Origin of the sequence: Aeromicrobium sp. (genome assembly GCF_049587115.1) — a bacterium.
In the GTDB taxonomy this organism is placed as follows: Bacteria; Actinomycetota; Actinomycetes; order Propionibacteriales; family Nocardioidaceae; genus Aeromicrobium.
Map to the genome: position 1 here is coordinate 1 of NZ_JBAVDI010000069.1, position 26,969 is coordinate 26,969.

Annotated in this window: 26 protein-coding genes and 1 pseudogene; all 27 read right to left on the bottom strand. The window is 67.0% G+C overall.

The window, feature by feature from the left end:
- Positions 1-71: 71 nt before the first annotated feature.
- Positions 72-1,265 carry a methionine adenosyltransferase gene (metK, locus tag WB461_RS07080; RefSeq protein WP_423852026.1) on the bottom strand — a complete coding sequence of 398 codons (1,194 nt, stop codon included), beginning with the start codon at positions 1,263-1,265 and terminating at the stop codon, positions 72-74.
- Positions 1,266-1,327: 62 nt separating this feature from the next.
- On the bottom strand, positions 1,328-2,530 hold the full coding sequence (coaBC, locus tag WB461_RS07085; RefSeq protein WP_423852027.1) for a bifunctional phosphopantothenoylcysteine decarboxylase/phosphopantothenate--cysteine ligase CoaBC: 1,203 nt from the start codon (positions 2,528-2,530) through the stop codon (positions 1,328-1,330).
- Positions 2,531-2,558: 28 nt separating this feature from the next.
- The gene (gene rpoZ / locus WB461_RS07090; protein ID WP_423852028.1) at positions 2,559-2,864 is read right to left on the bottom strand and encodes a DNA-directed RNA polymerase subunit omega; all 306 of its coding nucleotides are present in this window, start codon (positions 2,862-2,864) and stop codon (positions 2,559-2,561) included.
- 9 nt (positions 2,865-2,873) lie between these two features.
- The gene (gene gmk, locus WB461_RS07095) at positions 2,874-3,485 is read right to left on the bottom strand and encodes a guanylate kinase (RefSeq protein ID WP_423852048.1); all 612 of its coding nucleotides are present in this window, start codon (positions 3,483-3,485) and stop codon (positions 2,874-2,876) included.
- Complete coding sequence (gene mihF / locus WB461_RS07100; protein WP_423852029.1) at positions 3,472-3,810, bottom strand: integration host factor, actinobacterial type; 339 nt, start codon at positions 3,808-3,810, stop codon at positions 3,472-3,474. The genes gmk and mihF overlap by 14 nt, the downstream gene beginning before the upstream one ends.
- Before the next feature lie 30 nt (positions 3,811-3,840).
- The gene (locus WB461_RS07105; RefSeq protein WP_423852030.1) at positions 3,841-4,275 is read right to left on the bottom strand and encodes a hypothetical protein; all 435 of its coding nucleotides are present in this window, start codon (positions 4,273-4,275) and stop codon (positions 3,841-3,843) included.
- 35 nt (positions 4,276-4,310) lie between these two features.
- Positions 4,311-5,126, bottom strand: coding sequence for an orotidine-5'-phosphate decarboxylase (gene pyrF / locus WB461_RS07110; protein ID WP_423852031.1), 816 nt, complete (start codon positions 5,124-5,126; stop codon positions 4,311-4,313).
- Positions 5,123-8,455 (bottom strand): annotated as a pseudogene (gene carB, locus WB461_RS07115) (carbamoyl-phosphate synthase large subunit). Before carB ends, pyrF begins: the two are co-directional and overlap by 4 nt.
- On the bottom strand, positions 8,448-9,593 hold the full coding sequence (gene carA / locus WB461_RS07120; RefSeq protein WP_423852032.1) for a glutamine-hydrolyzing carbamoyl-phosphate synthase small subunit: 1,146 nt from the start codon (positions 9,591-9,593) through the stop codon (positions 8,448-8,450). The pseudogene carB and the gene carA overlap by 8 nt, the downstream one beginning before the upstream one ends.
- The gene (locus tag WB461_RS07125; protein ID WP_423852033.1) at positions 9,590-10,885 is read right to left on the bottom strand and encodes a dihydroorotase; all 1,296 of its coding nucleotides are present in this window, start codon (positions 10,883-10,885) and stop codon (positions 9,590-9,592) included. The genes carA and WB461_RS07125 overlap by 4 nt, the downstream gene beginning before the upstream one ends.
- Positions 10,882-11,829 carry an aspartate carbamoyltransferase catalytic subunit gene (locus WB461_RS07130; RefSeq protein ID WP_423852049.1) on the bottom strand — a complete coding sequence of 316 codons (948 nt, stop codon included), beginning with the start codon at positions 11,827-11,829 and terminating at the stop codon, positions 10,882-10,884. Before WB461_RS07130 ends, WB461_RS07125 begins: the two co-directional genes overlap by 4 nt.
- The gene (gene pyrR / locus WB461_RS07135; protein ID WP_423852034.1) at positions 11,829-12,407 is read right to left on the bottom strand and encodes a bifunctional pyr operon transcriptional regulator/uracil phosphoribosyltransferase PyrR; all 579 of its coding nucleotides are present in this window, start codon (positions 12,405-12,407) and stop codon (positions 11,829-11,831) included. Before pyrR ends, WB461_RS07130 begins: the two co-directional genes overlap by 1 nt.
- 215 nt (positions 12,408-12,622) lie before the next feature.
- The gene (locus WB461_RS07140; RefSeq protein WP_423852035.1) at positions 12,623-13,591 is read right to left on the bottom strand and encodes a glycine betaine ABC transporter substrate-binding protein; all 969 of its coding nucleotides are present in this window, start codon (positions 13,589-13,591) and stop codon (positions 12,623-12,625) included.
- Positions 13,592-13,628: 37 nt separating this feature from the next.
- Entirely contained in the window at positions 13,629-14,435 is an 807-nt protein-coding gene (locus tag WB461_RS07145) for an ABC transporter permease (protein ID WP_423852036.1), read from the bottom strand.
- A complete protein-coding gene (locus tag WB461_RS07150) occupies positions 14,432-15,433 on the bottom strand; it encodes an ABC transporter ATP-binding protein (protein ID WP_423852037.1) in 1,002 nt (333 codons plus the stop codon). Before WB461_RS07150 ends, WB461_RS07145 begins: the two co-directional genes overlap by 4 nt.
- 43 nt (positions 15,434-15,476) lie before the next feature.
- Entirely contained in the window at positions 15,477-16,133 is a 657-nt protein-coding gene (locus tag WB461_RS07155) for an ABC transporter permease (RefSeq protein ID WP_423852038.1), read from the bottom strand.
- Positions 16,134-16,329: 196 nt separating this feature from the next.
- Entirely contained in the window at positions 16,330-16,740 is a 411-nt protein-coding gene (gene nusB / locus WB461_RS07160; protein WP_423852039.1) for a transcription antitermination factor NusB, read from the bottom strand.
- The gene (gene efp, locus WB461_RS07165) at positions 16,740-17,306 is read right to left on the bottom strand and encodes an elongation factor P (RefSeq protein ID WP_423852050.1); all 567 of its coding nucleotides are present in this window, start codon (positions 17,304-17,306) and stop codon (positions 16,740-16,742) included. The genes nusB and efp overlap by 1 nt, the downstream gene beginning before the upstream one ends.
- A complete protein-coding gene (locus WB461_RS07170) occupies positions 17,303-18,370 on the bottom strand; it encodes a M24 family metallopeptidase (protein ID WP_423852040.1) in 1,068 nt (355 codons plus the stop codon). Before WB461_RS07170 ends, efp begins: the two co-directional genes overlap by 4 nt.
- Positions 18,367-19,461 carry a 3-dehydroquinate synthase gene (gene aroB / locus WB461_RS07175; RefSeq protein ID WP_423852041.1) on the bottom strand — a complete coding sequence of 365 codons (1,095 nt, stop codon included), beginning with the start codon at positions 19,459-19,461 and terminating at the stop codon, positions 18,367-18,369. The genes WB461_RS07170 and aroB overlap by 4 nt, the downstream gene beginning before the upstream one ends.
- Positions 19,458-19,967 carry a shikimate kinase gene (locus WB461_RS07180; protein WP_423852042.1) on the bottom strand — a complete coding sequence of 170 codons (510 nt, stop codon included), beginning with the start codon at positions 19,965-19,967 and terminating at the stop codon, positions 19,458-19,460. Before WB461_RS07180 ends, aroB begins: the two co-directional genes overlap by 4 nt.
- On the bottom strand, positions 19,964-21,142 hold the full coding sequence (gene aroC / locus WB461_RS07185) for a chorismate synthase (protein WP_423852043.1): 1,179 nt from the start codon (positions 21,140-21,142) through the stop codon (positions 19,964-19,966). Before aroC ends, WB461_RS07180 begins: the two co-directional genes overlap by 4 nt.
- 126 nt (positions 21,143-21,268) lie before the next feature.
- Positions 21,269-21,940: a prepilin peptidase gene (locus WB461_RS07190; protein WP_423852044.1), complete on the bottom strand. Its 672-nt coding sequence runs from the start codon at positions 21,938-21,940 to the stop codon at positions 21,269-21,271.
- Positions 21,941-21,950: 10 nt separating this feature from the next.
- Positions 21,951-22,757, bottom strand: coding sequence for a shikimate dehydrogenase family protein (locus tag WB461_RS07195; protein ID WP_423852045.1), 807 nt, complete (start codon positions 22,755-22,757; stop codon positions 21,951-21,953).
- On the bottom strand, positions 22,757-23,902 hold the full coding sequence (gene mltG, locus WB461_RS07200; protein ID WP_423852046.1) for an endolytic transglycosylase MltG: 1,146 nt from the start codon (positions 23,900-23,902) through the stop codon (positions 22,757-22,759). The genes WB461_RS07195 and mltG overlap by 1 nt, the downstream gene beginning before the upstream one ends.
- Positions 23,903-23,909: 7 nt before the next feature.
- The gene (gene ruvX / locus WB461_RS07205) at positions 23,910-24,356 is read right to left on the bottom strand and encodes a Holliday junction resolvase RuvX (protein ID WP_423852051.1); all 447 of its coding nucleotides are present in this window, start codon (positions 24,354-24,356) and stop codon (positions 23,910-23,912) included.
- Positions 24,357-24,358: 2 nt separating this feature from the next.
- Positions 24,359-26,969 (bottom strand): alanine--tRNA ligase (gene alaS, locus WB461_RS07210; RefSeq protein ID WP_423852047.1); only part of this gene is annotated, 2,611 nt, incomplete at its 5' end.

The window sequence follows — 26,969 nt, forward strand, 5'->3', positions numbered from 1 at the left end:
AGGGACCAGAGCAAGCTGCTCGGGTCCCTCGTCGTCAGTCACGGTGCTGTTCTACCAGCCCGCGCGGACAGCTACTTCGATGCGGCGGCCTTGAGTGCGTCCGCGCGATCGGTGGTCTCCCAGATGACGCCCGGGAGCTCACGGCCGAAGTGTCCGTACGCGGCAGTCTGCGCGTAGATCGGACGAAGCAGGTCCAGATCGCGGATGATCGCGGCCGGACGAAGATCGAAGACCTCCAGCACGGCGGCACGAATCTTGTCGACCGGCACGGTCTCGGTGCCGAAAGTCTCGACGTAGAAGCCGACCGGGTGCGCCTTGCCGATCGCGTACGCGACCTGGACCTCGACCTTGCTGGCGAGGCCGGCGGCGACGATGTTCTTGGCGACCCAGCGCATTGCGTAGGCGGCAGAACGGTCGACCTTGCTGGGGTCCTTGCCGGAGAACGCGCCGCCGCCGTGGCGGGCGTACCCACCGTAGGTGTCGACAATGATCTTGCGGCCGGTCAGACCGACGTCGCCCATCGGGCCACCGATCACGAACTTGCCGGTCGGGTTGACCAGCAGGCGGTAATCGGAGGTGTCGACGTCGAAGTTGGCCAGGATGACGTCGACGACGTGCTTCTTGATGTCGGCCGCAAGCTGAGTGTCGAGATCGATGCCGTCCTCGTGCTGCGTCGACAGAACGACGGTGTCGACGCGCACGGGACGGTCGTTGTCGTCGTACTCGACCGTCACCTGGGTCTTGCCGTCCGGGCGCAGGTACGGCAGCGTGCCGTCCTTGCGAACCAGCGTGAGCTGCTCGGCGAGGCGGTGGGCGATCGTGATCGGCAACGGCATCAGCTCGGCCGTCTCGTCGCACGCGAAGCCGAACATCAGGCCCTGGTCACCGGCGCCCTGCAGGTCGAGCGGATCGGCCGATCCTTCCGAACGCCCCTCGAACGCCGTGTTGACGCCCTGCGCGATGTCCGGGGACTGCGCGTCAAGCGTGATCTGCACACCGCAGGAAGCGCCGTCGAAGCCCTTGACGGACGAGTCGTAACCGATCTCGAGCACCCGGTCACGCGCGATCTTCGCGATGTCGGCGTACGCCTCGGTCGTGACCTCACCTCCGACGACGATCAGTCCCGTCGTGATGAACGTCTCGCAGGCCACACGACTCTTGGGGTCCTGCTCGAGCAGTGCGTCGAGGACGCTGTCGCTGATCTGGTCGGCGATCTTGTCCGGGTGACCTTCGGTCACGGACTCGGACGTGAAGAAGCGGCTCACTGATTTCTCCTGGTTGGTCGGCTGTACAGAATCTTAACGAGCGAGGTGACCGGTGGTCCCGATCAGTCCACCCGCTGGACCACGGCATCCCAGATGACGTGGGCGAGAGTGATCTTGGGTGCCCGTGGAATCTCCTCGACCGTGCCATCGGCGCCGAGGATCACGGCCTCGTTGTCATCGGCACCGAAAACCTTGCCGGCGCTGACATCGTTGACCACGAGCAGGTCACAGCCCTTGCGGGCAAGCTTGGCCCGGGCATGCTCGATCACGGTGGAGTGGGCGTCACCGGTCTCGGCAGCGAAGCCGACGATGAGCGGTCGCTTGCTGGTGCGCGCGGCCACGAGCTCGGCAAGGATGTCTGGATTCTCGACCAGCCGGATCTCGGGGGCGACTCCGTCAGCGGCCTTCTTGATCTTGGCGTCCACGAACTCGGCTGGACGGAAGTCAGCGGGCGCAGCTGCCATCACCACGACGTCAGCGTCTGCCGCCGCCATGTGCACCTCCCGCCGAAGGTCTTCGGTCGTGACGACCCGGATCAGCTCGGCACCGGCCGGATCAGGCAGCGACACGTTGGCGGCGACCACGGTGACGCGCGCTCCGCGCGCCACGGCGGCCTCGGCCAGCGCGTAGCCCTGGCGCCCGGACGAGCGGTTGCCGAGGTAGCGGACCGGATCGAGGAACTCACGGGTGCCGCCTGCCGAGATCACGACGTGCTTGCCGCCCAGGTCCTGGGAGTGACCTTCCAGGACCTGCACGGCGGCTGCGTAGATCTGGGCGGGATCGGGCAGACGTCCCTTGCCGGTGTCGGTGCCGGTCAGACGACCGACCGCGGGCTCCAGCACGACCATGCCGCGGGAGCGAAGGGTGGCCACATTGGCCTGGGTGGCCTGGTTCTCCCACATCTCGGTGTGCATCGCAGGCGCGAAGACCACCGGGCAGCGCGCGGTCAGCAAGGTGTTGGTCAGCAGGTCGTCGGCCAGGCCGTGCGCGGCCTTGGCCATGATGTTGGCGGTGGCCGGGGCGATCAGCACCAGATCGGCGCCCTGGCCGATTCGCACGTGGGCAACCTCGTCGACATGCTCGAACACCCCGGTCTGGACCGGTTTGCCGCTCAGCGCCTCCCAGGTCGCAGCGCCCACGAAGTTGAGTGATGACGCGGTCGGGACGACGCGGACACTGTGGCCGGACTCCGTGAACAGACGCAGCAGCTCAGCGGCCTTGTAGGACGCGATGCCCCCAGACACGCCGAGAACGATCTCGCTCATGCCAACACCCCGTCCCTGGTCGGAAGGATCAGGCCTTCTCGGCGGCAGCAGCCTCGGCTTCGGGGTCGATGTCCTCGACGGTCAGCAGGTCTGCATTGATCTCGCGCAGCGCGATCGACAACGGCTTCTCCTGGACACCGGTCTCCAGCAGAGGTCCGACGTACTCCAGAAGACCCTCGCCGAGCTGCGAGTAGTAGGCGTTGATCTGGCGCGCACGCTTGGCGCTGTAGAGGACGAGCTTGTACTTGCTGTCCGCCTTCTCGAGCAGGTCGTCGAGCGGCGGGTTGGTGATGCCGATGGCGACCGAGCGTGTCGTTGACACAGAAAGCCTCACAGAAAAAGTCTAGAGATGTAGCCGGCTGCTGCCGGATCTGAACAAGTCTACCAATTCTTGGCAAGCAGTCTCGACATCGGTGTTGATGATCGTCACGTCGAACTCCGACTCGGCTGCCAGCTCGGTCCGCGCGGTGACGAGTCTGCGCTCTCTCTCCTCGGGACCTTCCGTGCCCCGTCCGACCAGGCGGCGCTCCAGCTCCTGCCAGGTCGGTGGCGCCAGGAAGCACATCAGCGCCTCCGGCATCCGCTCGCGAACCTGTCGTGCGCCCTGCAGATCGATCTCCAGCAGGGCCGGCCTCCCGGCCGCAAGCTGCTCCTCGACAGCGGCCCTCGGAGTGCCGTAGCGGGCCGCGCTGTGCACGACGGCCCACTCCAGCAGCCCGTCGTCATCGACGAGTCGGTCGAACTGGTCCTCGGAGATGAAGTGGTAGTGGACGCCGTCGATCTCACCGGGACTCGCGGGTCGTGTCGTGACCGACACCGAGATCCAGATCTCCGGATGATGCTCACGCACGCATCCCGCCACCGTGCCCTTGCCGACCGCCGTAGGTCCGGCAAGGACCACGAGACGCGAGCGGGTGGGCTCGGCGGAGGACGATGCCGCGTCAGGCACGGCCAGCGCGGCCTGTTCGGTCCGTGAACTCGGCAATCAGGGCCTTGACCTGGTTGGCACCGAGTCCTCGCAGCCGGCGACTGTCGGCGATGCCGATCCGCTGCATGATCTCTCGCGCGCGCACCTTGCCGACCCCGGGCATCGACTGCAGGAGGTCGATGACCTTGAGCTTCGCGATGACCTCGTTGGCCCGGGCCTCCTGGATGACCTCGGTCAGGCTCGCACGGGAGTGCTTGAGGCGGTTCTTGACCTCGGCGCGCAGCTGTCGCGCGGCGGCCGCCTTCTCCAGCGCTGCCTGCCGCTGTTCGGGCGTCAATGTCGGGAGTGCCACTTGCCTCACCTCATCTGTTGGACGAACGGATCACTTGAGCTTGATGTCGCATTCCTGCAGGACGTTCTTGACCACCGCATTGCGCTCGGAGGTGGTGGCGTTGAACTTCTTGTACGCCGCGTTGAGCTTGGTGAGCTGAGCCGGGTCGATCTTCTTGACGGTCGCGGTGTCAGTCATGTCCTCAAGCTTGACGCCGGCCTCCTTCTGCGCGGAGATGATGCCCTGCGTGACCGTGGACAACGTCATCCAGTCCTTCTTGATCGGGGCGGGTGCCTGTTTGCCGACGGCCTTGAACGTCGAGGCGTACTTCGCGTAGGCCGCGTCGGTGCGCTTCTGCCCGAAGGTGTTCAGCGTGTCCTGATCCTTCTTGACCGCGTCACAGTAGGGGCTGCCACCGCCCCCACAGCCCGCAAGTGTCGTGATGCTGACGATCGTCGAAATCAGCACGACGGCGCTCTTGTTCATGCAGTGGCCTCTCAAAGGGCGGACAACGTGGACCATCATGACCCTACAAGTTCGGCGTTCACCCGGACGACAGAATCGCGGAGTGCCTCGACATCGGGTCCGGCCGACAGGACGCCGCGGGAGGTGGACGGGATGACGTTGTCGATGACGGGGCCGAACAGCCGCCGGATGTCTGCCGTCGTCCCGCCCTGCGCGCCGAATCCAGGCACCAGCAGCGGCCCGTTGATGCCAAGGTCCTCGGTCGTCTCCCCGATCGTGGCGCCCACGACCGCGCCGAAGGCTCCCATCGGCTCGGCGCCGGCGTTCAGGGCCGCGAGCTGGGAGAGCACAGCTCCCGCCACCGTGGTGTCGCCGTTGCGGGCGCCCTGGATCTCGGGGCCTTCGGGATTGGAGGTCAACGCCAGGACGAACACCCCGGCGTCATTCTTGTCGGCGACCTCGAAGAACGGCAGCAACGAGCCGAAGCCGAGGTACGGGCTGACGGTAATCGCGTCGGCGGCCATCGGGGCGTCGTCATCGAGATACGCGGCGGCGTAGGCAGCGGCGGTGGAGCCGATGTCGCCACGCTTGACGTCCAGCACGACGAGCGAACCCGTGTGTCGCAGGTCCTGGATCGTCCGCTCGAGCACCACGACCCCACGGGCGCCGAAGCGCTCGAAGAACGCCGACTGCGGCTTGACGAATCCGACCTGGCCCGCGAATGCCTCGACGCAGATCGAGGCGAAACGATCCAGCCCCTCGACGTCGTCGGGCAGACCCCACTCCGCGAGCAGGCTCGCGTGCGGGTCGATCCCGACGCAGGCCGGGCCGTATGCAGCCATGGCCGCGCGCGCGCGTGACCCGAAGGTCATCGGATCTCCCGACCCGCGTGCACCAGCCGGCCCCACTCCTGCAGCGAGGTGACGCCGATCCGGCCCTCGATCAGCGCCTCGATCCCCTGCACTGCGGCAGCCAGACCTTGCACCGTCGTGATGCAGGGGATGCCCTCGGCGACCGCCGCTGTCCGGATCTCGTAGCCGTCGATGCGCGGGCTGCCGCCCGAGGTCACACCGTGCGGCGTGTTGATGATCAGCTGCACGTCCTGGGCGTGAATCTTCTCGACGATCGTCGAGCGTGACTGACCCTCGAGCGGCTCCTCGTTGAGCTTGCGGATGACCGTCGCCTTCACGCCGTTGCGGGCCAGCACGACGGCCGTCCCACTCGTGGCGAGGATCTCGAAGCCCAGGTCCGCGAGGCGCTTGACCGGGAAGATCATGTGGCGCTTGTCGCGGTTCGCAACCGACACGAACACCTGGCCCGAGGTCGGCAGGCCGTTCTGCGCACCTGCCTGGCTCTTGGCGAAGGCAGTGCCGAACCCCACGTCCATGCCCATGACCTCGCCGGTCGATCGCATCTCCGGCCCGAGCAGCGTGTCGACGTACCGGCCCTCGAACGTCCGAAAGCGGTTGAACGGCATGACCGCTTCCTTGACCGCGATCGGTGCGTTGTCGGGCAGCAGGCCGCCGTCCCCGCTGACCGGCAGGACCCCGGCCGTGCGCAGATCGGCGATTGACTCCCCCAGCATGACCCGGGCTGCCGCCTTGGCCAGCTGGGTCGCGGTCGCCTTCGAGACGAACGGCACGGTGCGCGAGGCCCGCGGATTCGCCTCGATGACGTACAGGATGTCGGAGGAGAGCGCGAACTGGATGTTGATGAGTCCCCGCACCCCCACGCCCTTGGCTATCGCCTCGGTCGACTCCCGGATCCGCTCGATCTCGAGCTGGCCCAGCGTGATCGGCGGCAGCGCACAGGCTGAGTCACCTGAGTGGACGCCGGCCTCCTCGATGTGCTCCATCACGCCACCGAGAAACAGCTCGGTGCCGTCGTACAGCGCGTCGACGTCGATCTCGATCGCGTCGTCGAGGAAGCGGTCGACCAGGACGGGGTGCTCCGGTGAGATCTCGGTGGCCCGGTCGATGTAGTCCTTCAGGGTCCCTTCGTCGTACACGATCTCCATGCCGCGGCCGCCCAGGACGTAGGACGGACGCACCAGCACCGGATAGCCGATCTCGTCGGCCACGGTCTTGGCCTGGGTGAAGGTCGTGGCCATGCCGTGCTTGGGAGCCGGCAGCCCCGCTGCCTCAAGAACCCGACCGAAGGCTCCGCGCTCCTCGGCGAGGTCGATCGCGGCGGGCTGGGTGCCGACGATCGGCACCCCGGCCCGCTCCAGTCCCGCTGCAAGCCCGAGCGGTGTCTGTCCGCCGAGCTGGACGATGACTCCAACGACGGGACCGGCCTGGGTCTCGGCGTGCACGATCTCGAGTACGTCCTCGAGGGTCAGCGGTTCGAAGTAGAGCCGATCAGAAGTGTCGTAGTCGGTCGAGACGGTCTCGGGGTTTCAGTTGACCATGATCGTCTCGTACCCCACCTCCGACAGCGCCATGGCGGCATGGACGCACGAGTAGTCGAACTCGATGCCCTGGCCGATGCGGTTGGGCCCGCTGCCGAGGATCAGGACGGCCGGCTTGGTGCGGGTCTCGACCTCGGTCTCCTCGTCGTAGGAGGAGTAGTGGTACGGCGTCGTGGCGGCGAACTCGGCCGCACACGTGTCGACGGTCTTGTAGACCGGGCGGACCCCCAGCGCGTGCCGCACTCCCCTGACGACGTCCTCGGTCAGACCGCGGATCTTGCCGATCTGAGCGTCGGAGAATCCGTGCCGCTTGGCCCGGCGCAGCAACGCCGGCGACAGTTCTCTGGCGCCGGTGAGCTCGACGGCGATCTCGTTGATCAGCGCGAGCTGGTCGACGAACCACGGGTCGATGTTGGTCGCGGCGAAGATCTCTTCGGGCGTCGCCCCGGCGCGAATCGCGTCCATGACCTTCTTCAGGCGGCCATCGTGCGGGACCGTGATCTGGTCCAGCAACGCCTCCTTGTCGAGGTCGACCCAGTCCTTGTGCCAGTCAAAGACCGCATTGGGCCGCTCCAGGGAGCGCAGTGCCTTCTGCAGCGCCTCGGTGAAGTTACGACCGATCGCCATGGCCTCGCCGACCGACTTCATGTGGGTCGTCAGCGTCGGATCGGCGGCCGGGAACTTCTCGAACGCGAACCGTGGGACCTTGACGACGACGTAGTCGAGCGTGGGCTCGAACGACGCCGGCGTCTCCTGGGTGATGTCGTTGGGGATCTCGTCAAGCGTGTAGCCGATCGCGACCTTGGCGGCGATCTTGGCGATCGGGAAGCCCGTGGCCTTGGATGCCAGCGCGGACGATCGGGAGACGCGCGGGTTCATCTCGATCACGACGATCCGGCCATCCGCGGGATTGACCGCGAACTGGATGTTGCAGCCGCCCGTGTCGACACCGACCTCGCGGATGATGCCGATCGAGATGTCCCTCAGTCGCTGGTACTCGACGTCGGTCAGCGTCATCGCAGGCGCCACGGTGATCGAGTCGCCGGTGTGCACACCCATGGGATCAAGATTCTCGATCGTGCAGACGATCACGACGTTGTCGGCGGTGTCCCGCATGACCTCGAGCTCGTACTCCTTCCAGCCGAGGATCGATTCCTCGAGGAGCACTTCGGTCGTGGGGCTGAGAGCCAGTCCCGAACCGGCGATCCTGTGCAGATCAGCGTCGTCGTACGCCAGTCCCGATCCGGAACCGCCCATCGTGAACGAGGGCCGGACGACGACCGGGTAGCCACCCAGGCCTTCCACCCCGTCGAGGCACTCCTGCATCGTGTGGCAGATGACCGACTCGGCCGACTCGGCACCCCATTCGGGAGGCAGTGTCGCGACCACGCGCTTGAAGGACTCGCGGTTCTCGCCCTTCTCGATCGCCTCGATGGATGCGCCGATCAGCTCCACGCCGTACTTCTCCAGCACGCCGGCCTCGTGCATCTGGATGGCTGCGTTGAGCGCGGTCTGCCCACCCAGCGTCGCGAGCAGCGCATCGGGCCGCTCTTGAGCGATGACCTTCTCGACGAACTCCGGGGTGATCGGCTCGATGTAGGTCGCGTCGGCGAACTCCGGGTCGGTCATGATCGTCGCCGGGTTGGAGTTGATCAGGATGACCCGGATCCCCTCCTCGCGGAGGACGCGGCACGCCTGCGTCCCGGAGTAGTCGAACTCGCAGGCCTGGCCGATGACGATCGGGCCGGAGCCGATGACCAGGACGCTCTTGATGTCTTCCCGCTTAGGCATGGTGCTGATCTCCTCCACTGGTGGCGAGCGGGACGGTGCGTTGCATGAGATCCACGAATCTGTCGAAGAGATAGGCCGCATCGTGCGGTCCCGCCGCGGCTTCCGGGTGGTACTGCACGCTGAAGGCCGGCTGGTCGAGCAGCGCGAGCCCCTCGACGACCTGGTCGTTGAGACACACGTGCGTCACGTGGCCCGGGCCGTACGGGGTCGCGAACGTGCCTTCGATCGGCGCGTCCACGGCGAAGCCGTGATTGTGAGCCGTGATCTCGACCTTGCCGGTCGTCAGGTCCTGGACCGGCTGATTGATGCCCCGGTGCCCGTACGCGAGCTTGTAGGTGCCCAGACCCAGTGCCCGGCCGAAGATCTGGTTGCCCAGACAGATGCCGAAGTACGGGATCCGTGCCTCCAGCACCTCCGCAAGCGTCGCGACAGCGTGGTCAGCCGTGGCAGGGTCGCCGGGCCCGTTGGACATGAACACTCCATCCGGTGCGAGTGCGGCGATCTGCTCGAACGTCGCGCTCGCAGGCAGGACGTGAACCTCGATGCCGCGCTCGGCCATCCGCCGTGGAGTCATGCCCTTGATGCCCAGGTCGATCGCCGCGACGGTGAGCCGCTTGTGGCCGACTGCGGGGACGACGTAAGCCTGCTGGGTCGTCACGTCGTCGAGGAAGCTGGCGCCCGTCATGACCGGAGCTGCGTTGACCCTGGCGAGAAGGGCCTCGACATCGCCCGAGACCGAGCTGATGCCCCCACGCATCGACCCGCGCTCACGCAGGTGTCGGGTCAGGGCGCGGGTGTCCACGCCGGAGATTCCAACGACACCCTGGCCCTCGAGCGCCTCGTCGAGCGTCGCGTTCGAGCGCCAGCTGCTGCGAACCCGGGCGGCGTCGCGCACCACGTAGCCGTCGACCCAGATCCGACGCGACTCGAAGTCCTCGTCGTTGACACCGGTGTTGCCGATGTGAGGCGCAGTCATCGCGACTATCTGGCCCTTGTAGGACGGATCGGTCAGGGTTTCCTGATAGCCGGTCATGCCGGTCGAGAACACGATCTCGCCGATCGTCTCGCCGACCGCGCCATAGCTCTCGCCACGAAACACCCGGCCGTCCTCGAGGACCAGGATTGCTTCTGTCGTCATGCCGTCACTCCTTCGACCAGGGCCCGGTCACGAACGGTGGGTCTGCCGCGCAGGAACGTTGCGACGACCTCGCCCGGCAAGGTCAGACCGGCGTATGGATTGTTGCGCGACAGCGATGCCGTGTCGCGGGCGTCGATCAGTCGGGTCGCAGCCGGATCTATCAACACGATGTTGGCCGGCTCGCCCACCGCGAGCGGGCGGCCCTGGTTGCGGACGCGGCCGATGTCGGCAGGTCTGGTCGACATCGCCTCGGCCACCTGCGCCCAGGTCATCAGTCCGGTGTCGACCATGGCCTGCTGCACGACCGAGAGCGCCGTCTCGAGACCGAGCATCCCGAAGGCCGCTGCGGACCACTCGCACTCCTTGTCCTCCATCGGGTGCGGCGCATGATCTGTTGCGACGATGTCGATCGTGCCGTCGGCCAGCCCCTCGCGGACTGCTGCCACGTCATCGCTGGATCGCAGGGGCGGGTTGACCTTGTAGATCGGGTCGTAGCTGCGCACCAGATCATCGCTGAGCAGCAGGTGGTGAGGCGTGACCTCGGCGGTGACGTCGATGCCACGGCCCTTGGCCCAGCGGATGATCTCGACCGAGCCCCGGGTTGACAGGTGACACACGTGCAGCCGCGAGCCGACGTGCTCGGCGAGCAGGACGTCGCGGGCGATGATGGCCTCCTCGGCGACGGCCGGCCAGCCGGTCAGGCCGAGCTCCCCCGACAGCTGCCCCTCATTCATCTGCGCGCCCTCGGTGAGGCGAGGCTCCTGCGCGTGCTGCGCGATGACTCCGTCGAACGCCTTGACGTACTCCAGTGCCCTACGCATGATCACGGCGTCCGACACGCACCTGCCGTCGTCGGAGAACACCCGTACTCCGGCCGCTGAGTCGGCCATCGCGCCGAGCTCGGCGAGCCGCTCGCCACCGAGGCCGATCGTGACCGCGCCGACCGGCTGCACATCGCAGTAGCCGCCCTCGCGGCCGAGTCGCCACACCTGCTCGACGACGCCTGCGGTGTCCGCGACCGGATCGGTGTTGGCCATCGCGTGCACGCAGGTGAAGCCGCCGCGCGCTGCTGCCTGGGATCCGGTCAGCACGGTCTCGGCGTCCTCGCGCCCGGGCTCGCGGACGTGGGTGTGCAGGTCCACGAGGCCCGGCAGTGCGACGAGGCCGCTCGCCTCGATCGTCTCGTCTGCGGTGAGGCCCGCGCCGATCGCGGTGATCACCCCGTCCTCGAAAGCGATGTCGCTGACGTTCTCGCCGAGGATGCTGGCCCCCCGGATCACGTACGAGGTCATTCAGTGCCTTCTTCGCTGGTGGGTTCCCCAGCGGCGCCGCCGAGGAGGAGGTAGAGGACTGCCATCCGCACGGCCACGCCGTTGGTGACCTGCTCGACGATGACCGAGCGGTCGTGATCGGCGACATCGGCGGTGATCTCCATGCCGCGGTTCATCGGTCCGGGATGCATGACGATCGCATGTTCGGGAAGCAGCCGAAGCCGCGGCAGGTCGAGGCCATAGCGGCGGCTGTACTCACGCGCGCTCGGGAAGAACGCGGCATTCATCCGCTCGGCCTGCACCCGCAGCATCATGACCGCGTCGGCCTTCTCCAGCGAGCTGTCCAGGTCGTACGACGTCTCGACCGGCCAGTGCTCGACGCCCACCGGCAGCAGCGTCGGGGGCGCGACGAGCGTGACGTGCGCCCCCAGGGTGTGCAGCAGGAGCGCATTCGATCGGGCGACGCGGCTGTGCAGGACGTCGCCGACGATCGTGACGCGCTTGCCGACCAGATCACCGAGGTGCCTGCGCATCGTGAAGGCGTCCAGCAACGCCTGGGTCGGGTGCTCGTGCGTGCCGTCACCCGCGTTGATGACGGCGCCGTTGGTCCACTTGGCGTTGGCCAGCCGGTGCGGTGCCCCGGAGTGCTGGTGTCGGACGATGACAGCATCGGCACCCATCGCCTGCAGCGTCAGCGCCGTGTCCTTGAGGCTCTCGCCCTTCGACACGCTCGATCCCTTGGCCGAGAAGGTGATGACATCCGCGCTCAACCGTTTGGCTGCGGCTTCGAACGAGATGCGGGTGCGGGTCGAGTCCTCGAAGAACAGATTGACCACGGTGCGCCCGCGCAGCGTCGGCAGCTTCTTGATCGGTCGGCTCGCCACGCCGAGCAGCTCCTCGGCGGTGTCGAGGATGCGAATCGCGTCGCCGCGGTCCAGGTCACCTGCGCTGAGCAGATTCTTGATCATGCCGCTCCTCCCATGATGTCCACACCATCGCGGTCATCGGACTCCGACAGCGCAACCTTGACGTTCTCGGCCAGCGAGGTCGGCAGGTTCTTTCCGACGTAGTCGGCCCGGATCGGCAGCTCACGGTGGCCGCGGTCGATCAGCACCGCCAGCTGCACCGAGCGGGGTCGGCCCAGCTCGGTGAGGGCATCCAGAGCGGCGCGGATGGTCCGACCCGAGAACAGCACGTCGTCGATCAGCACGACGATCTTGTCGTCGATGTCCTCGGGGATCTCGGTGTGTTCGAGAGCGCGCGCCGGCTTGAGCCTCAGGTCGTCGCGGTACATCGTGATGTCCAGCGCACCTGCGGTGATGGTTCGGCCCTCAACCTCGGACATCCGCTTGGCGACCCGGCGAGCAAGATGAACCCCGCGAGTCGGGATGCCCAGCAGCAGGATGTCGGACGCATCTCGATTGCGTTCGAGGATCTCGTGCGTGATGCGGGTCAGAGCCCGCGAGATGTCTCGATCGTCAAGGACCGTTCGTACGGATTCGTGCGAGCTGTCAGCACGGGGGGCGCCATCGGACGCAGCCATGTCTGACCTCCTTCTCCGCCTCTCGGGACGGCCGTTAAAGGATGTCGTTGTTCGGGGCGAGCCTAGCAGGGCCGTGACCGAGGTCCTGCAGCGCAGTCGAGTCGTTCGCCCGTGTCTGACGGGCCACTGGAATCACACCGTCCCGGCCGGACGGATCTCTCCGGCACTCGCGAGCTGGGCCGCGCGAGCATCGGGAGATCCGTCCCGCAATGGGCCTACTTGATGAATCCCTCGCTCTTGAGGAAGTCCCCGGCAACCTTGGCCGGCGGGAGGCCCTCGGCACTGACCTTGGCGTTGAGCTCAGCCATCGTCTCGGTCGTCAGCTTGTCGCTCAGCGGCTTGAGCACCTCGAGGATCGCCGGGAACTTGGTGTCGGTCTCCTCGCGCAGCACCACGGCGCCGTTGTAGAGCGGGAAGAACTTCTTGTCATCGTCCAGCGGCTTGAGCCCGAGCGCGGCGATGCGCCCGTCGGTCGTGAAGACCTCGCCGAAATCACAACCGCCCTTGTCGATCTGGGTGTAGATGACGCCGGTGCCGAGCTTCTTGGTCTTGCCCTTGACCTTCATGTCGTACGTCTTGGCGAACCCCGGGTAGCCGTCGGGCCGGCCCGCGAACTCGCTCTCGACGCAGACGCTCGCATCGTTGCTGTTGACGTACGCGGCCATGTCCGAGTGCGTCTTGATGTTGTTCTTTGCCGCGAACTCCTCCGTCGTGGCGAAGGCGTAGGTGTTGTTGAACGGCGCCGGCGCGCCCCACACGAGGCCGTTCTTCTTCAGGTCCTCGGCCTTGACGGCGTTGAACTGCTCGACCGGGTCCTGGATCGGCTTGTCGTGACCGAGGTAGTTGATCCAGCCGGTGCCGTTGTAGTCCCAGTAGACGTCGGTCTTGCCCGACTTGAGGGCGTTGCGGGTGGCCGTGCTGCCCTGGATGTTGGTCTTGTCGCTGATGTTGGCGCCGGCGGCCTTCAGCATCTGGATCGTGAGCTGACCGAGCAGCAGCTGCTCGTCGAACTCCTTGGAGCCAACGGCCAGGGACACGCCCTTCAGCGCTGTCGGGTCGACCGATCCTGCGTCGACGCTCTTGCTCGTGCCGCCGCCGTCGCCGCCGAGTCCGCACCCACCGAGGGTGAGGGCGATGGCTGCGGCGCCGGCGATCAGGGATGTCTGGTGACGAAGCGTTTTCATGCTGTGCCTTTCGATGGTGGGCAGGTGACCGGTTGGTTCAGCGGATGCCGCGAGGGGTGAAGGAGCGTTGGACCAGTCCACCGGCCCAGTCGACCAGGAGCGCGAGGACAGCGATCAGCAGACTGGCCAGCACGAGGACCTCGTTGCGCCCCAACTTGATGCTGCCGAACAGCAGCCCGCCCAGTCCTCCAGCACCGATGTAGTCGCCGAAGGCGACCGTGGCGACGGCCAGCACGAGCGCGGTGCGCGCGCCGGCACCGATGATCGGAACCGCCAGCGGGAGCTCGACGCGGAACAGGACCCCGAGCGGCGACATGCCCATGCCGCGGGCGGCATCCTTGACCCCGCTGTCGACCTGTTGCAGGCCGACGATCGTGTTGCGCAGGACGGGCAGCACGCTGTAGGCCGCGAGCACCCCGACGACAGCCCACAGCCCGATGTAGAAGATGCCGATGATCGCGAGCAAGCCAATGCTCGGGGCGGCCTGCCCGGCATTCGCGATGGCCAGCACACCCGGGGAGATCCAGGCGAACCTCCGACGAGTCACCAGCACGCCCAGCGGCACGGCGACAGCCATCACGAGCAGCGCGATCAGGATGCTGATCTTGAGGTGGTCGAGGGTCTGCCGGGTGACCGTGGCCGGGTCGACGGCGCGACGCACGATCGAGTCCAGGTCAGCGTTCGCGAGATAGAGCACGTCGGCCGCGATCGCGAGCACGCAGAACACCGGCACCAGCAGGTCGGTCCACTTCAGGACCGACCGACGGGTGCTGGGCGGGTCGGGCGCCGACTCCATCTCGGGCCCCGCTGGAGTGCGGGAGGCCGGCTCGGTCGTCCCACTCATGCGGGCGTCTCCTGCGCGTCGTCCGCGTTCGACCGTGACTCCTCGCGCAGCTCGCGCACGCGCGACAGGAGATCGTCGAGGCTGATGGCTCCGACGGGCTGACCACGCCGCACGACGGCAAGGCAGTCCTCGCCGTCGGAGAGCATCGTGTCGAGAACATCGCTCAGCGTTGCCTTGATCGAGATGGTCGACGGGTTCTCGCCGGCCTCGGACGCCGGGCGAAGGTCGATCTCCGAGAGCCGCTCGAGCGCGAGCCGCTTCAGGGTCGCGCCCCGACCGATGAATCCCTCGACGAAATCGTCGGCCGGATTGGCCAGGATCTCCTCCGGCGTGCCGTACTGCGCGATGGCCGAGCCCTCCCGCAGGATCGCGATGCGGTCGCCCATCTTGATTGCTTCGTCGAAGTCGTGAGTCACGAAGACGATGGTCTTGCCCAGATCCTCCTGCAGCGACAGGAACTCGTCCTGCAGACGTGAGCGGGTGATGGGGTCGACGGCGCCGAACGGCTCGTCCATCAGCATGATTGGAGGATCCGCCGCAAGCGCGCGAGCCACGCCCACCCGCTGCTGCTGACCACCCGACAGCTGCCGTGGGAAGCGACCCCGGTAGGTGTTGGGTTCGAGCCCGACCAGATCGAGCATCTCGTCGACGCGCGCCGTTATCTGGTCCTTCGGATGCTTGAGCATCTTGGGCACCAGCGCGACGTTCTGCGCGATCGTCAGGTGCGGGAAGAGTCCGACCTGCTGGATGACGTACCCGATCGTGCGTCGCAGCTTGACGTCGTTGAGCGATAGCACGTCCTCGCCATCAATCGTGATGCTGCCCGAGGTCGGCTCGATCAGACGGTTGATCATCCGCATCGTGGTCGTCTTCCCACAACCCGACGGACCCACCAGGACCACGATCTCCCCGGCAGGGATCTCGAGGTCAAGCGAGTCGACGGCGGGCTTGGCTGAGTCCGGGTACGACTTCGTGACGTTCTTGAGCACGATCGGCACACCGCCTGCACGCGGAGAAGATGTTGGTGTGGCGGGATTCGGGTCAGACACGGAGCCCCCTGGGGGTGGTCAGTCGGCGGACGAGTACGAAGACAAGATCAAGAGCGAGGGCCAGCAGCACGACGAGGATCGTGCCGGCGAGCGCCTCGTTGAAGGTGTTGACCGAGCCCAGGGCCGACAGCGAGTGCAGGATCCCGGTGCCCAGGCCCGGCCCGCGCACGTAGGCGGCGATCACGACCAGACCAACTGTGAGCTGGCCAGCCACCCGGATGCCGGTCAGGATCACGGGCCACGCGATCGGGAGCTCGATCTGCAGCAGGATGCGTGAGCGCGCCATGCCCAACCCGCGCGCGGCGTCGACCATGTCGGCATCGACGCCCTGCAACCCCACGACGGCGTTGCGGATGATCGGCAGGAGTGCGTAGAGAACCAGGATCGGGAACGCCGTCGCGAGGCCGAGTCCCGTGATCGGCACCATCAGGCCGAACAAGGCGATGGACGGGAGCGTGAACAGCACCGACGACAGGTTCACAGCCGCATTGGAGACGATCGTCGAGCGATAGGTGAGGATCGCGATGGCCAGGCCGAGGGCTGCAGCGCAGGCCAGCACCTGCACGGACAGGAGTATGTGCTGCTGTGAGTCGAAGATGAGTTCGGATCGGAAGGTCTTGAGATACTCGAAGAACGGTAGTCCGCCCATGTGCATCCTCACGTCGCGGTGGTTCGAACGGTGGAGTGGCGATCGCTTACATTACGACACAGACAGCCTTGGCGCAGGTCAACGCAGCCCGCTCGTGTCGTGTGTCTGGCCTGACGGCGGTCTGGATGCGCTTCTTGGCCAGCATCAACGACCGGGGCCTGGGGCCCTCGATCTGGCGCTCCGGGCGGCGCTTTGGTCAGGCTGTCAGGGTCGGCTTGAGCTCCACGATGCGACTCAGCAAGCCGTTGATGAACGACGGGGACTCGTCGGTGGACAGCTCGCCGGCCAGCCCCACCGCCTCACTGACCGCGACGGCGTCGGGGACGTCGTCGACGTAGAGGATCTCGTAGGCGCCGATCCGCAACAGGTTGCGATCCACCGCCGGCATCCGGTCCAACGTCCAGTCCTTGGCGTTCTCGGTGATGATCTCGTCCAACCGGTCACGGTGCCTCACGACGCCCTCGATCAGCGCAACGGCGTACTCGTTGACCGGGTAGTCGCCCTCCGCGATCCGGTCGGCCATGCTGCCGCCCGGCGGGAGGCTCTGCGCCTCGGACTCGAACAGGATGTCAAGGGCGCGCTTGCGTGACTTGGACCGAGCACCCATCAGGACTGCACGCGACCGAGGTAGCTGCCGTCGCGGGTGTCGACCTTGATCTTCTCGCCATTGACGATGAACAGCGGGACCTGGATGTCCTTGCCGGTCTCGAGGCGAGCCGGCTTGGTGCCGCCGCTGGACCGGTCGCCCTGCAGACCCGGCTCGGTGTACTCCACCAACAGCTCGACCGACGCCGGCAGCTCGATGTAGAGCGGGATGCCGTCGTGCATCGCCACCATGGCGTCCTGGTTGTCGAGCATGTAGTCCTTCGCGTCGCCAACGACCGCGTCGGAGATGTTGACCTGGTCGAAGGTGGACTTGTCCATGAAGATGTACGAGTCGCCGTCGTGGTAGAGATACTGGAAATCGCGCTTGTCGACGTTCGCGGTCTCGATCTTCAGCCCGGCGTTGAAAGTCTTGTCGACGGTCTTGCCGCTCATGATGTTCTTGAGGGTCGTCTTGACCATGGCTCCGCCCTTGCCGGGCTTGTGGTGCTGGAACCACACGACGGACCAGAGCTGTCCGTCCAGGTCGAGGACCATGCCGTTCTTGATGTCGTTCGTGGTGGCCATCAGCCGATCTCCAGGAGGTCTTTGGTCATCGTGGTGAGTACTTCGGGGGCGCCCGAGGTCACGAGGACGGTGTCTTCGATTCGCACTCCCCCACGGCCCGGCACATAGATGCCCGGCTCCATCGTCAGGACGGTGCGACTGTCCAGTTTACCTGCGTGGGAAGGTCCGATGAACGGGTCCTCGTGGATCTGGAGCCCGACACCGTGTCCGAGTCCAGTCGTGAAGGCGTGCAGCCATCCCGACGCGTCCAGCGACGAGGTCGCCGCGGCGTAGGAATCGGCCACCGCCGCGCCCGCTCGGAACAGCTCCAGTCCAGCGGCCTGTGACTCCTGGACCGCGGCGTGAACCTCGCGCTGCCAGTCGTCGGCACGGCCCAGCACGAACGTTCTGGTGCAGTCGGCGTGGTATCCATCGACCCGCGCACCGAAGTCGACCTTCACCAGATCTCCGTGAGCCAGCAGACGGTCGGTCGGGCTGTGGTGCGGGATTGCCGAATTCTCACCTGCGGCCAGAATCGTGTCGAACGCGATCGCCTCGGCGCCGAGCTCCAGCATCCTGTGCTCGAGATCACGGGCGACTGCGCGTTCGGTGCGACCTTCGAGCCGTTGACCGACCAGCCATTGAAGGGCCTGGGTCGAGATGTCGCAGGCGGTCCGCAAAGCGTCGATCTCGGACGGATCCTTGACCTCGCGCAACGACTCGACCAGGCGAACGGCAGGCACAAGCGACGCGTCGCCCACCAGGTCGTTGAGTCGGGCGTGGTCGTCGACGCTCAGGACGTGGGTCTCCACGCCCCAGCTGCCATGCGTCACGCTCTGCGCCGCACCCGCGAGCAGGTCGCGACCGATCACGTGGGCGAGGTCGGGAAGCTCCTCGGCGGCCTGGTCGCGATAGCGCCCGTCGGTGAGAAACACTGGCTCACCCTCGCGCGGCAGCACCAGCGCACCATTGGAACCGGTGAATCCGGTCAGATAACGCACGTTGACCAGCGTGGTGATGACGACGCCGTCGAGGTCGCACTCCGCAAGCGCAGCGACGAGCCGGGCCCGTCGGTCGGCCGCGCTCACGAGGAGATGGCCCGGTAGGCGTCCAGGAGCAGCCGTTCTTCCGGCCCCGCCAAGATCGTGGGACTGGCCAGTCCATCGAGTACGACGAAACGGAGCTGATCGCCCCGTGTCTTCTTGTCCAACCGCATCGTGGCCGCGAGGGCCTCCCAGATGCCGGGCCGATAGGTCATCGGCAGCCCGATCGCCCCGAGGACCGACCGATGCCGGTCGAGCAGGCCCTGATCGATCAGGCCCGCGCGGTGCGCGATCTCAGCGACGTAGACCATGCCGATCGAGACGGCCTCGCCGTGCCGAACGCGGTAGTGCTCGAACTTCTCGACGGCATGACCGAAGGTGTGGCCGTAGTTGAGCGCCTCGCGGCCGATGGAGCCGTCCGCGCCAGTCTCCCGCAGGTCGCCGGCGACAGTGCGCGCCTTGACCACGATGCCCTTGGTGATCAGCTCCGCGACGATCGGGGACAACGGGTCCGAGATCATCTCCGGCGCGGCCTCGATCAGGTCCAGAATGGTCGGATCTGCGATGAACCCGCACTTGGCGACCTCCGCCAGGCCGCTGCGCAGCTCAGCGGCGGGTAGTTCCCTCAGGACGTCCAGGTCGCACAGCACCCCGGCCGGCTCGTGAAACGCCCCCACGAGGTTCTTGCCCTCGCCTGTGTTGATACCGGTCTTGCCGCCGACCGCAGCATCGACCATGCCCAGCACGGTCGTGGGAACGTTGACGAAACGGACGCCCCGAAGCCAGCTCGCCGCGACGAATCCGGCGAGATCGGTCGTCGCGCCGCCGCCCAGACCGACGATGACGTCAGACCTGGTGAAGCCTGCCTGGCCGAGGACCTGCCAGCAGAAGGCCAGCACGTCCGCGTTCTTGGCCCGCTCGCTGTCGGGCACCTCGATCAGATGGACCTCCAGCCCGTCGGCCATCAGCGGCTCACGCAGGGTCTCGGCCCGGCTGACCATCGACGGCGGATGGATGATCGCGACGCGCATGACACCGAGGTCGTCTCCGACCAGTTCGCGCAGCTGCTCGTGAACTCCGTTGCCGATCACCACGTCGTAGGGATGGGCAGTCAGAACCGTCAGGCGGGTGGTCATTGGTCCTCCTCGATCAGGGCCAGCACGCGGTCGGTCACCTGGTCGGCGTCCAGATCATCCGTGACGATCGTGAATCGAGCGACCTGGCTGTAGAGCGGACGCCGCCGGTCCATCAGATTCTTGAGCTGCGCGCGGACGTTTCCGAGCAGCAGCGGTCGATTGCCGTTCATACCCACCCGGGACACTGCGGCGGGGAGACCGACGTCCAAGAAGATCACTCGATGCGGAGCCAGCAACCGCCGTGTCTCTCCGCTCAGCACTGCGCCTCCGCCCAGCGACAGGACGCCGTCGTGCCCGAGCAGCGCGGCCGCGACGGCCTTCTCCTCCAGTGCGCGGAAGTGCGCCTCGCCGCGGTCGACGAAGATCTCCTGCACGGAGACGCCCTCGCTGGCCTCGATGTCCTGGTCGGTGTCCCTGAAGGGGATGTCGAGTCGTCGTGCGAGGGCGTGGGCGACGGTCGTCTTGCCCGCTCCGGGAGGACCGACCAGGATCGCGGTGGGGCTCAACGGTGCCTCAGGTTGTCGAGGTAGCCCTGGACGTTGCGGCTGGTCTCCTCGACGGCGTCACCGGCGAACTTCTCCAGGATCGCGTCGGCCACCACCAGTGCGACCATGGCCTCGGCCACGATGCCAGCGGCCGGAACAGCGCACACGTCGGATCGCTGGTGATGCGCGCGCGCTTCTTCACCGGTCTCGACGTCGATGGTTCGTAGTGCTCGCGGGACCGTCGCGATCGGCTTCATCGCGGCCCGGACGCGCAGGATCTCGCCGGTCGTCATGCCGCCCTCGGTGCCGCCGGCGCGCCCGGACACGCGGCGGATGCCCTCGGACGTCGGCACGATCTCGTCGTGTGCGAGCGACCCCCTGGTGCGGGCCAGCTCGAAGCCGTCACCGATCTCGACACCCTTGATCGCCTGGATCCCCATCAGTGCCTGAGCCAGTCGGCCATCGAGCCGCTTGTCCCAGTGGGTGTGCGAGCCGAGGCCCGGCGGCAATCCCTCGACCACGACCTCGACGACACCGCCGAGCGTGTCACCGTCCTTGTGCGCCTGATCGATCTCGGCGACCATCGAGGCGCTGGTGTCAGCGTCGAAGCATCGCACGGGGTCAGCGTCGAGTGCCTCCACGTCGTCGTGGGACGGGATCGCACCGGCCGGTGCGCGCACCGTGCCGAGCTCGACGACGTGCGACACGATCGTCGCGCCGGTGGTCTGCTGGATGAACTGCGCGGCGATCTCACCGAGCGCGACACGGGCGGCGGTCTCCCTCGCGCTGGCCCGCTCGAGGATCGGACGGGCCTCGTCGAAGCTGTACTTCTGCATGCCGGCCAGGTCGGCGTGCCCGGGGCGCGGACGGGTCAGCGGTGCATTGCGCTTGAGCCCGTCGAGCAGCTCGGGGTCGACCGGGTCGGCGGACATGACCTGTTCCCACTTGGGCCACTCGCTGTTGCCGATGCGCAGTGCGATCGGGCTACCCATCGTCGAGCCGTGTCGCAGCCCGCCGACGATCTCGAGCTCATCGGCTTCGAACGCCATCCGGGCGCCCCGGCCGTAGCCGAGCCGGCGGCGCGCCAAGGCGGTCTGGATGTCCTTGCTGGTCACCTGCACCCCGGCGGGCAGTCCTTCGAGGACGGCGACAAGGGCGGGACCGTGCGACTCACCTGCGGTCAACCAACGAAGCATGAGGACGATTCTCCCACGCCACATCTGCACCAGCGGAGTGCGTACCGGGTCGGACGGTCGTCACGTACCGAGTCGACAGCAGCTCCCACGGGCGTGTCGTCACGGATCAGCGAGGACACAGCTCGCTCACACGGCGTAGAAGGAGGGTCCCCAAGCGGCGCCGACCACTGCTCCGACAATCATGTATGGCCCGAACGCGTAGGACTTCGGGTCCACGATCCGCAGGCGCGCCAGACCGAGGCCAAAGACCGCACCGATGATGAATCCGGCGTACATCCCGACGATCACCTCGCTCGCGCCCAGCGCTCCGAGTGCCAGCGCCAGGACCCCCGACAGTCGGACATCGCCGAACCCGAATGCGCCCCTGCCGATCCGGTGGAGGACACGGAAGACGACGTAGACCACGACATTTGCAACCAGTGCGTGGACCAGCACCTGCGGGTCCTGCAACAGCAGGGCGCCGAGGGCCACGAGCGGCAAGGTCAGCAGATAGGTGGGGGCCACGATCGCGAAGGGCAGCAGGCGTGTGTGCCAGTCGATGAAGGCCAGCCACGACCCCGCCGCTGCGACCAGCACCCATACGGGCAGCAGCTCGACGTGGTCGATGCGCCACGCCACGATGCCGGCCATCAGGGCTGAGGTCAGTGCCAGGCCCACGCTGAGCCCGCGCACCTCCGCCAGCACGGCGTACGGAAGCTTGTCGCTGTCTGCGTTGGCCGGCTCCGGTATGCGCCGCAGCACGGCGGGTCCGGCTGCTCCCAGGAGAGCCGCGAAGACAGCGGTGATGGCGATGGTCACTCGACAGAACCTAGCGGCTCGTGAGCTCGCCCACGGCGGCATCCAGCAGGAGCTGTGGATCGACCACAGCGCCGGTCATGAGCTCGACCTGGAGCGCGGCCTGGTGGGCGAGGAGGTCCAGCCCGCTCACGCTGGGCAGACCCGCCTCCGCAGCGACACGCATGAGGCGGGTGGGCCACGGTTCATAGACCACGTCAAACACGGCACGCGCGGCTCTGACGAGCTCGTGGGAGTGCATGCCGGCGATGTCGTGCGGCACGGTCGAGATCAGCAGATCGACCGGGTCAGCGGTCTGACCACCGAACTCCGCGATCGCGACCTGGACCCCGCGCCGCTCGGCCACCGCCGCGGTCTCCTCGGCACGCGACGGATCGCGGACCACGAGCTCCAGCTGCTCCAGGCCCTGCGTCGACAGGGCGTACGCGAGCGAGGTCGCAGTGGCGCCGGCTCCCAGGATGCGCGCGGTGCGGACACCAGCCAGCAGATCGTGCTGCTGCAGGGCCGCGAGCGCACCCGTGACGTCCGTGTTGTGAGCTGACAGCAGGCCATCGTCGACGATGAGGGTGTTCGCCACGCCCAACAGCTCCACGTGCTCGCTGCGTTGGTGGGCCTCGCGCGCGGCGACATGCTTGAGCGGCGCGGTCACCGACAACCCGCGGACGTCGTCACCGAGGGATCGCAGGAACAGCGGCAGCTCGCCCTCCTCGACCGCTATCGCGTCGTACGTCCAGTCCAGGCCGACAGCGATGTAGGCCGCGCGGTGCATGACCGGTGACAACGAGTGGGCGATCGGTGACCCCAGGACCGCACACCGCATCAGCAGATCTTGTCGTCTGCGGCGGCGCAGTACGCCTCGAGCTTCTTGACTGCCCGATTGTGCTCGTCCAGCGTGTTCGAGAACACCGTCTCGCCGGTCTCCAGGTTGACTGCGACGAAGTAGAGCCAATCGCCCTGCGCGGGGTTGAGTGCCGCCTCGATCGTCTTCTGGCCGGGCGACCCGATGGGACCGGGAGGCAGTCCGGTGGCCTTGTAGGTGTTGTACGGCGAGTCCGAATTGCGTTCGTCAGGGGTCGTGAAGACGTCACCCTCGCGACCGCTGGCGTACGACACCGTGGAGTCGAGCTGCAGCAGCATCCCGTCGTCGATCCGGTTGTACAGCACCCGGGCGACCTTGGCGTAGTCCTCGTCCTTCTTTGCCTCGAACTCCAGGATGCTCGCGACGGTCAGCACCTGTTCGCCATTGAGTCCCAAAGCCTTGGCCCGAGTGCCGATGTCCAGGTCCTTGGCAACAGCCACCGTCTTGGCGACCATCCTTTTGATCAGCTCGACAGCTGTGGTCTTGGGACCGACGACGTAGGTGGCAGGGTACAGATAGCCCTCCGGATTGCCCTTGGCAACTGCCGGCAGACCAATGGCCTTGGTGTCATCGAGCGCGGCCTTGACGTCCGCTGCGGAGATCTTCGTCTTGGCCGCGATGATCTTGATGATCGACTTGACCCGCGACCCCTCGGGGATCGTGACGGAGGACTCCCCGGGCGCGCCGACCATGTTGCTCTTGTCAGTGAGGGCACGCATTGCGTACTCGGCGGACATCTGCTTGGGCACCTTGTAGAAACCGGCCTGGATCCCCTGGAACCGGGTGTCCTTGATCGCGAGCTGGTAGAACACCTCTGCACTCTTGACGACATCGTTCTTGGCCAGCACGGCAGCGATCTGCTGGCCCCCTGAACCGGTCGGGATCTCCACGACGACAGACCCGGTCCCGGCTCCCGTGTAGTCGGCCGGACCGCCCAAGAAGCTGGAGATCTTGCCGTAGGCGAGAAATCCGCCGAACACGACAGCAATGACGATGGCCAGCGCGACGATGCGGCGACCCCAGGGCTTGCGCGGAGGTGTGTCCACCCGTCGTCGCCCGGGGTCGGACGAGCCGCCCGTCATCAGGTCCAGTCCACTGTCGCTCATTGGTTCCTCACAAGCTTTCTCCGGGCGCGGACCCGCGGGTTCGCTCTGAATCGAGTGCTGTCTGCAGGATGACGGTAGCCGCAGCCTGGTCGATCACGGTCCGCCGCGCCGAGCCGGACCGGCCACTGTGGCGCAGGTTGCTGTCGGCAGTCATGGTCGACATCCTCTCGTCAAACAGTCGGATCGGCACGGGGGCAATGGCCGGCGCCAGCTCGGCGCAGAACGCCCGAACCTTGATCGAGGCCGGCCCCTCCCGTCCGGACAGACCGACCGGCAGGCCCACGACGCACTCCAGGGCATCGTTCTCGGCGACCAGCGCGGCAAGTCGACCGATTGCCTGCGGGCCAGCGGGAACGGTTTCGACCGGCGTCGCGAGGATGCCGTCCGGATCACTCACGGCAACCCCGATGCGGACGTCGCCCACGTCGACGCCGATGCGCCGACCACGCCGCATCGTCACGCGCGCAGCGCCGCTTCGACCGCGGCGAGCGCCGCGGGGATGGCCGCCACGTCGCTGCCACCGCCCTGCGCGACATCGGACTTCCCGCCGCCCCGACCGCCGATCTTGTCGCCCACGACGCCGATCAGCTGGTTGGCCGAGAGTCCACGCTCCTGCGCGGCGTCGTTCAGCGCCACGACCGCGGCAGGCTTGTCATCGGCGTCGCCGATCACGACCACGACAGCGGGGCGATCGCGTAGCCGGTTGCGGATGTCGAGCGCCATCGTGCGCACGTCTCCCCCACCCGCGCCGGCAGCATGGTGTCCGACATAGGCGATGCCGTCGACGTCCTTGGCGGCTGCCGCGATGTCGCCGGCCGCACCCATGAGCTGTGCAGCCTTGGTGCGTTCGGCGGCCTTCTCTGCGGCCTTGAGCCGGTCGACCAGATCCTTGACGCGTGCCGGTACCTCGTCAGGCTGGGTCTTGAGGATCTCGGTCAGCTGCCTGACGACGTCACGCTCGCGCGCGAGGTACTCAAACCCCTCGATACCCGTCAACGCCTCGATGCGTCGGTTGCCGGCCCCGACGGAGCTGTCCGAGGTGATCACCACGGTGCCGATCTGAGAGGACCGCTCGACGTGCGTGCCGCCACACAGCTCGCGGGACCAGGGGCCACCGATCTCGACGACCCGCACGTCCTCGCCATACGTCTCGCCGAACAGCGCGAGCGCACCGAAGTCGCGGGCCTCGGGCAGCGACATGGTCTGCGCACTGACCGGTAGGTCAGCACGAAGAGCCCGGTTGGACACGGCCTCGACACCGTGCAGCTGGTCGGGTGACAGCGCGCCGTTCCAGCCGAAGTCGAGCCGCAGGTAGCCGGGTCGGTTGAACGAGCCGGACTGCAGGGCCGTGGGCCCGAGGACCTCACGCAGCGCGGCGTGGACGACGTGCGTGCCCGAGTGGGCCTGCCGTGCGCCGAGCCGCCACTGAGGGTCGACGGAAGCCTCGAGCACCTGATCGAGCGCGAGCTCACCGTCCAGCACCCGCACTTGGTGCACCACGAGTCCGCGGACCGGGCGTTGGACGTCGAGCACCTCGGCGCGGCCCCCGTCCCACGTCAGGACTCCCGCGTCTGCATGCTGACCGCCGGACTCGGCATAGAACGGAGTGCGGTCGAGCACCACCTCGCCGAGGGTGCCGGCCGTCAGCACCCGAACGTCGGTTCCGCCGGAGATCAGAGCGAGTGCACGCGACTCGGTCGTCAGGTCGGTGTAGGCCAGCCAGTCAGTCGGTCCGTTGGCGTCCAGCGCGGCCCGGTAGACCGTCGTGTCGGCGTGGCTGCCCTTCTTCGACTTCGCATCGGCCTTGGCACGCGAGCGCTGCTCGGCCATCAGGGCGCGGAAGCCGTCTTCGTCGACAGACAGCCCCTGCTCGGAGGCCATCTCCAGCGTCAGGTCGATCGGGAAGCCGTAGGTGTCGTGCAGCGCGAAGGCCTGCTCGCCCGGCAGCGTGATGCCACCACCGTCCTTGACCGCGATGGCAGCACTCTCGAAGATCTGGGTGCCCTTGCCCAGGGTCTGACGGAACGCCTCCTCCTCGGCATATGCGATCTGAGAGATGCGTGGGAAGTCGGCCTCGAGCTCGGGATAGGACGCCTTCATGCGCTCCAGGCTGACCGGGAGCAGGGCAGGCAGCGCTGGATCCTCGTAGCCCAGCAGGCGCACCGAGCGCACCGCGCGGCGCAGCAGCCGGCGCAGCACGTAGCCGCGAGCCTCGTTGCCCGGCGTCACACCGTCACCCATCAGCATCAGCCCGCTGCGAACGTGGTCGGCGATGACGCGGAATCGGACGTCGTCACCGTGGTTCTTGCCATAGGTGCGACCGGTGATCTCCGAGGCCTTCTCGATGACCGGAAAGACCTCGTCGATCTCGTAGAGGTTGGTCTTGTCCTGCAGCAGGTACGCGACTCGCTCGAGGCCCATGCCGGTATCGATGTTCTTGTTCGGCAGGTCGGCTATGACGTCGAACTGGTCCTTGGCCCGGACGTTGGTGATCTCCTCCTGCATGAACACGAGGTTCCAGATCTCCAGGAACCGGTCCTCGTCGACGACCGGGCCGCCGTCGGGCCCGAACTCCGCGCCGCGATCGACGTAGATCTCGCTGCACGGTCCACCGGGGCCGGGCACGCCCATGTGCCAGTAGTTGTCGAGCAGGCCGCGCTCCTGGATGCGCTCATCGGGCAGGCCGATGACGTCGCGCCAGATCTGCCGCGCCTCGTCGTCACCTTCGAGCACCGTGACCCAGATCGCGTCGGGCGCGAAGCCATAGCCACCTTCGTCAAGAGAGCTGGTGACCAGATTCCAGGCGTGCTTGATGGCCCCTTCCTTGAAGTAGTCGCCGAAGGAGAAGTTGCCGTTCATCTGGAAGAACGTGCCGTGCCGCGAGGTCTTGCCGACCTCGTCGATGTCAGGTGTGCTGATGCATTTCTGCACGCTGACCGCCCGCTTGTACGGCGGGGTGCGCTGGCCGAGGAAGAATGGTACGAACTGGACCATGCCCGCGTTGATGAACAGCAGGTTGGGGTCGTCGATAGCCGGCAGAGGAGCACTGGGCACCACGGTGTGTCCG

Coding starts and splice junctions, on each gene's coding strand:
- coaBC (WP_423852027.1), bottom strand. CDS start 2,530: ATGAGCGAGATCGTTCTCGGCGTGTCTGGGGGCATCGCGTCCTACAAG.
- WB461_RS07105 (WP_423852030.1), bottom strand. CDS start 4,275: ATGAACAAGAGCGCCGTCGTGCTGATTTCGACGATCGTCAGCATCACG.
- pyrF (WP_423852031.1), bottom strand. CDS start 5,126: ATGACCTTCGGGTCACGCGCGCGCGCGGCCATGGCTGCATACGGCCCG.
- carA (WP_423852032.1), bottom strand. CDS start 9,593: ATGACGACAGAAGCAATCCTGGTCCTCGAGGACGGCCGGGTGTTTCGT.
- WB461_RS07125 (WP_423852033.1), bottom strand. CDS start 10,885: ATGACCTCGTACGTGATCCGGGGGGCCAGCATCCTCGGCGAGAACGTC.
- pyrR (WP_423852034.1), bottom strand. CDS start 12,407: ATGGCTGCGTCCGATGGCGCCCCCCGTGCTGACAGCTCGCACGAATCC.
- WB461_RS07140 (WP_423852035.1), bottom strand. CDS start 13,591: ATGAAAACGCTTCGTCACCAGACATCCCTGATCGCCGGCGCCGCAGCC.
- WB461_RS07145 (WP_423852036.1), bottom strand. CDS start 14,435: ATGAGTGGGACGACCGAGCCGGCCTCCCGCACTCCAGCGGGGCCCGAG.
- WB461_RS07155 (WP_423852038.1), bottom strand. CDS start 16,133: ATGGGCGGACTACCGTTCTTCGAGTATCTCAAGACCTTCCGATCCGAA.
- nusB (WP_423852039.1), bottom strand. CDS start 16,740: ATGGGTGCTCGGTCCAAGTCACGCAAGCGCGCCCTTGACATCCTGTTC.
- aroB (WP_423852041.1), bottom strand. CDS start 19,461: ATGACCACCCGCCTGACGGTTCTGACTGCCCATCCCTACGACGTGGTG.
- aroC (WP_423852043.1), bottom strand. CDS start 21,142: ATGCTTCGTTGGTTGACCGCAGGTGAGTCGCACGGTCCCGCCCTTGTC.
- WB461_RS07195 (WP_423852045.1), bottom strand. CDS start 22,757: ATGCGGTGTGCGGTCCTGGGGTCACCGATCGCCCACTCGTTGTCACCG.
- mltG (WP_423852046.1), bottom strand. CDS start 23,902: ATGAGCGACAGTGGACTGGACCTGATGACGGGCGGCTCGTCCGACCCC.
- ruvX (WP_423852051.1), bottom strand. CDS start 24,356: ATGCGGCGTGGTCGGCGCATCGGCGTCGACGTGGGCGACGTCCGCATC.